The organism is Syntrophorhabdaceae bacterium (assembly GCA_028713955.1).
Taxonomy (GTDB): Bacteria; Desulfobacterota; Syntrophorhabdia; order Syntrophorhabdales; family Syntrophorhabdaceae; genus UBA5609.
Genome location: JAQTNJ010000225.1, coordinates 1 through 5,209, shown reverse-complemented (window position 1 = coordinate 5,209; position 5,209 = coordinate 1). Strand labels below are relative to the sequence as shown.

The window sequence follows — 5,209 nt, the reverse complement described above, 5'->3', positions numbered from 1 at the left end:
AATCACCAATACCCAATATTCAATAACCAAACAAGAGCTTTCCGGTATTGTTTCCCGTTTGGGTATTCGGTCATTGGTTATTAATTGGTGATTGATGTTTGGTTATTGGTTATTTAATATAATAGCAACAAGATTTTGTAAGGGAGAACGGTGATGGAATGTACTATCGAAAAGAACAAAGAGTCATGCACGTGCACCTATGAAGGATGCAGCAGAAAAGGCAAGTGCTGCGAATGTGTCGCATACCACAGAAAGATGAAACAGATACCGGGCTGCTTCTTCTCAAAAGAAGGTGAACGCTCCTATGACAGATCGTACAGGTGTTTTGTCATGGAAAATAAATAGAACATGTATATAGTAGTTCGTATATCGTATATCGAGCTTATAGAGAAAACCATGAGGCGTTAGAGGAAAAACATAAAGTGCGAGGAGATCGGCGCTTTGTAATTTGTTTTATCCGATATACGAACCACTATATACGATATACGGAAAATGCTTTTACTTTCTGAGTTCCTCCAAGGCCTCCCCTGCCCGTTGCCGCGTCTTCTGCGATCTATCGGCCATGGCAAGGATCGATAACTTTCTTCTTACGTCCTCTTTCTGTCGTGCCTGTAGTGAGTTGTAGATCCCTTTCAGCTTTTCTATAGTTTTCGTCACAATACCTTCATTCTTTGTATCGAGTATGAGCAAAAGGGTTGGGGCATCATCGGGTAGTCCATATTTCCCCATGTATGTGCTCACATGTTTCAGGAAGCTTCCGGAGCCATAGGAACTATGGAGCTTGCCGTACAGTTTATCATGTTCCGGCGTGCCTTTGTCGCCAAGGAAGATCCTGTCCAGCGCGTCTTTTATCCTGCCCGACTGCCACCTGTTTTTCGGCCCTTCCTTTTTAGCACCCTTTTCACCTTTCTCCTGTCTTCCATAGAACCCGCTTTTGTCCTTTCTTCTGTCGAGTTCACGCCAGTTCGGTCTTTCATCATCGTAGTCAGCCATTATATCCTCTTCTGTATATTCATCTGCGTTGATTACAAAAACTATCGCCGTGAAGGCCGGAAGGTCTCTTCAAGACCTACTTTCCAGGTCCCGTTTTCATTGACCATCTGCAACTCCGCGGGTCTGTCGGATTTATGGTACTTGATGATAACGATAGCCTTCCCTTTTGCAACCTTGCCCATCTGCCATCTGCTTTGCTCCAGAACAATATCAGGATCAAAGACCTCAACATAATTGCTCCAGTACGCATTTGCCAATCCGCCGCCTGTAGTGAAATCATCATGTATCGCTTCCCGCGAGTACTGTTCACCCCTTCTGGCCTCTTCCTTTAAGATATCATCGATGATGTAATCTTTTGAAGCACTCGTCAGGAGGGTCCATATCTTCGGGTAATCTCTCTTTTTCATTGCCTTGAATATTGATTCTGCGGCTATGAGTATCCGATCCTCTTCATCGCTGGGTTTCTGGCAATAACCGTTCAATGAAAGCTGAATCATGAGCAAAGCAATAAAGGTCGTTATGGCGATTTTCTTCATCGGAAAGATTAAGGCTGGAAAATATTTTCCAGCCTTAATGCATAATATGATAGAAATACTCTTTTTCAGTGGTGTACGGTTGGTGTGTCGCTGCTGCTGCTGCTTGATGCTGCCGCAACGCCTGCTGCGATTGCTGCCGCGCCAACTGCTGCCCCCGCAATAGTACCGGCGCTAACTCCTGCTGCTGCACCAGCACCTGCTGCTCCTCCTGCCGCGCCGGCACCTGCCGCGCCTCCACCGGCTCCGCCACCGGCTCCTGCTGCACCTCCACCGGCTCCGCCTTCAGCTGCCTGTGCATAGATCGTTGACGGGACAACAAAACCTGCCATAAATAATAGTGCGACAAAAATAACTGTAAGCTTACTAATACCCTTCATTTTGAAATACCTCCCCACCATATTGTATAACAAGGTTTATTCATCATTTATATATCATGTCCCTGTCCCTGTCAAGGAATATTTTGGTGTTCCGGCCTATGAAATCAAACAATGGATTATAATGGTTTATGTCCTGTGCAACATCCCTTGTCCAGGGTGAGATAGCATAGTTGAAGTTCGTCTTTGAATCCCTTCCGGTGAACAGCCTGAACGGTATCACGAGGGCAATACCCTTGTCGTGGTAGCCCCTGTTGTAACTATCGCGAAAGCCGGACGTGTCTGTCACGCTGTACCATGCAGTAAGGATTACGCCGTTGATGAATTTAGAGACGCTGAACCGTGACCCGAAATCACCCCCCAGAAACCTCCCGGTCTTTGCATCGAACGCGAGATCGTATTCGGGCACGTTGAGGCGGGCATTCACAAACGAGGTGTAATAAGCCTTCCTGTCATCATCCTTAAACGCGAAGACCGAATCGGGGTCCCTTTTTTTTGCCAGCGTCCCGCTGAGGCCCACGACAAACCTGCCATTTTTCAAAGGCTTAGCGATCTCACCGTCGAACCCTCCATACTCGATCTCCAGGAATCCTGCCGAAAACCTTCCATAGATCTCATTATTCATCTTGCCTACCTGGTCAAACAAAAGCCGCGGCAGGGAGAACCTTTTCTTTTGATAGTCAATGATGTCGGTCCTTACGTTATCCAACAACGGTTCATTCACTGTTGAAATATTGTTCAGAGGGTAGACCCCCGGTCCTACAACGAAGGAGCCGCCTCTCCAGGGTCGATAACTTACCAACGCTTCAGCGCCGAGCCGGTATTTAAAAAAACCTGACGGGTCGTTGAGGAATGTCTGCAGAGACGGCTTGATGTTATAATCGAAGGGTTTTTTATTCTCGATGGGTATATCGGGCGGCCCGCCTATTGTTGTGTTGATCTTAGACAGGTAAAAAAATTGGCTTGCCGTCAGTTTATCCCTGTAAAATTCTGCGATGTCGTATCTCGTCGTATCGAGTTCGAAGATGGATATTCCGTTATCGGTGAGAGTAATATGGATATTCTGGATGTGGGGCGGGACAATATCGTTGATGATCTTTGTAATGACCCCTATTGCCCTGGTGCTGTAGTAGTATTTGTCATTCTGAGCCCTTACCCACAGGTCGTTCCTGTCGAACAATACCCCTATGCTGCTAAAACCTGATCTGTGCAGTGCCGTTGTCAACCGTTTGTTTATCGGGGCTGTCTTGTCTTCCTGCCTTTCCCTGTATGCCTGATCATAGATGGGGATGATCGGCTGTCCTATGTCAAAGTTCATCGAAAGGTTTACCCCGAACTCCTCTCCCCTCTGATAACTTATGTCGACCTCTGCGAACTTGAATGGCCTCCAGCGAAGGCCGTAATTAAACTGGGAAGGCACAGGGTCCTGAAAGTATTTTGCCTGCGCAGGGTCCCGCGTCTGTTTTTCGTACTGGATCGGGCTGTACTCAACCATCAACGCATAGTGATCGGAGATAGCCCACTGGATACCCCAGAAGAATTGCGAATCCTTTGCCCAGGTCCTGGGGTTACTGAAAAGCTCGATCTTGAACCCTTCTCCCTGTGGCGGCAATTGGGTCTTCCCGAACCTCCCATTGCCGAAACCGAGGGTAAAATCGAAGGGGTATAGCTGTTTGCTTGCAATGATGGACTGCGAAGGATAGACCCTCGTTCCCGTGGGGTCCATGATGCTCAGCGCGATAGCGGGTAGAAATTTATCTTCCTTTATGAACTGATACTTGAACCCGAAATATTTATCCTTTTGGTTTCCATATCCGCTCCAGTAAGGGTCTCCCGGATTCGCCTTCACACCGATGACCTCCGTTACCCTCCCGTCAAGCTCAACCCCCTTGAGCGGGCTGAAGGCCAGATAGTAGTACCTGTATGGGTGTATCTGGCTTACGCCCACACGGTAATGGTTTTCTTTCATGACCCTTGCCGTGGGTGTCTCCATGATACCCGTAAACCCTTGATTCGAAGGATAGGTGAAGGGCTCGTCATCGGCATAAAGATCAGCGGAGAGCGGAGAGCGGAGAGCGGAGAACAACAACAGGAACAAAAAGATCCAACAGAGCTTATGGAGAACGTTTTGCACTATTGCCTGTCAATGGAGGAGGGTAAATGCATGTATCCATACCTGTTCGTGATTCCCGGCTAATAGAGCGCCTTGAACACACCGGCGGTGAGGGCAACATTGGCAAGGATCTGTGTAATATCCTTTATATCTCTGAGCCATGCCACGCGCTCAATCTTCTCGGGCACCACAATGGTATCGCCAGGCTCCACCTCCTTGATGGTCTCGCCAAAGGCCGCCAGCTCCCACCTGGACCGGTTGGAATTCCAGAAGATCGAGCTCTTTGGCTTCATCGCAGAGCCGTCCACTTTCAAGATAAAGATATTGCTCTCGTCCGCGTTCCTCGTATATCCGCCTGACATGTCTATATAGTCCTTGTAGCTGAGATTATCAGAATACAGGAAGCTTCCCTGGAACATCGTAGAGCCTGCAACATTCACAACATTAATTGCCGACGGGATATAAAGGGTATCGCCTTCCTCAAGCTCTATATCATACTCACTGCCTTTCAGCAAGCGAAGATGCGCAAGCCGTATGGTGAACCTGCCGGTTGCCTTCAGGCTCTTTAATGTATTAATGAATTTCTGCTTCTGCGCATAGTCAGCCCTTTTCGCAGCCAACTCTTCCTGAGAGGTTATCGTGCCCATCTCGCCAGCGCTTACAGAGAGCAGTTCGCGCTCAAGCCTGGTGCTGATCTCTTCGAGGTTCTTCTGCTGAAGCTCCCTGACCCTTGCCCGCGTAAATACCGCACCCCTTAGATAGGCCTTATCCGTATATCCTCCGGCCCTCTCCAGCATCGAAGACAGCCTCTCCCCCTTCTGGACCGTATACACACCCGGGTATTTGACCTCGCCGCCCACGGTCACTGTCTTGTAAAGATCCCATTCCGGCACAGAGCGGACGAAGAGGTAATCGTTTATCTCCATGGTGATATTATGCTGGGGGTCGCCCTGCATGGCCTTTGACAGATCGATCGCCAGCCTTTCCGTCTGTGGACCCGATTGGGTTACTTTGACGCGCGTAAGCTCAGCATCGTTTGATGCGTAATAGAGCATGCCCCCCGACAAGGAGATAACATCCTTAATCCTTGTAGCGCCGGGAGTGATGCCATATGCGCCGGGATTGGCCACAGGCCCGCTAATCTGTATCGTGTTCTTCGTATCAACCACCGCGAACACCTTTACCAGATCCCC

The 5,209-nt window shown here is 48.7% G+C and carries 6 protein-coding genes; 1 reads left to right on the top strand and 5 read right to left on the bottom strand.

Features of this window, described 5'->3' with window-relative positions; translation table 11 throughout:
* The first annotated feature begins 153 nt into the window (after positions 1-153).
* Positions 154-345: a DUF6485 family protein gene (locus PHU49_14340; GenBank protein MDD5245184.1), complete on the top strand. Its 192-nt coding sequence runs from the start codon at positions 154-156 to the stop codon at positions 343-345.
* Between the two features lie 153 nt (positions 346-498).
* Here the strand turns inward: PHU49_14340 and PHU49_14335 are convergent, their stop codons facing one another.
* The 5 genes from PHU49_14335 to PHU49_14315 form a co-directional block, all read right to left on the bottom strand.
* The gene (locus PHU49_14335; protein MDD5245183.1) at positions 499-993 is read right to left on the bottom strand and encodes a hypothetical protein; all 495 of its coding nucleotides are present in this window, start codon (positions 991-993) and stop codon (positions 499-501) included.
* Between the two features lie 41 nt (positions 994-1,034).
* Positions 1,035-1,529, bottom strand: a complete 495-nt coding sequence (locus PHU49_14330) for a hypothetical protein (GenBank protein ID MDD5245182.1) — start codon at positions 1,527-1,529, stop codon at positions 1,035-1,037.
* A gap of 65 nt (positions 1,530-1,594) precedes the next feature.
* The gene (locus tag PHU49_14325) at positions 1,595-1,906 is read right to left on the bottom strand and encodes a hypothetical protein (protein MDD5245181.1); all 312 of its coding nucleotides are present in this window, start codon (positions 1,904-1,906) and stop codon (positions 1,595-1,597) included.
* Positions 1,907-1,949: 43 nt separating this feature from the next.
* Positions 1,950-4,037 (bottom strand): YjbH domain-containing protein, encoded by a 2,088-nt coding sequence (locus PHU49_14320; GenBank protein ID MDD5245180.1) that lies wholly within the window; start codon positions 4,035-4,037, stop codon positions 1,950-1,952.
* Positions 4,038-4,096: 59 nt separating this feature from the next.
* The coding region (locus PHU49_14315) for an SLBB domain-containing protein (GenBank protein ID MDD5245179.1) at positions 4,097-5,209 on the bottom strand (1,113 nt) is incomplete at its 5' end.

Coding starts and splice junctions, on each gene's coding strand:
- PHU49_14340 (MDD5245184.1), top strand. CDS start 154: ATGGAATGTACTATCGAAAAGAACAAAGAGTCATGCACGTGCACCTAT.
- PHU49_14335 (MDD5245183.1), bottom strand. CDS start 993: ATGGCTGACTACGATGATGAAAGACCGAACTGGCGTGAACTCGACAGA.
- PHU49_14330 (MDD5245182.1), bottom strand. CDS start 1,529: ATGAAGAAAATCGCCATAACGACCTTTATTGCTTTGCTCATGATTCAG.
- PHU49_14325 (MDD5245181.1), bottom strand. CDS start 1,906: ATGAAGGGTATTAGTAAGCTTACAGTTATTTTTGTCGCACTATTATTT.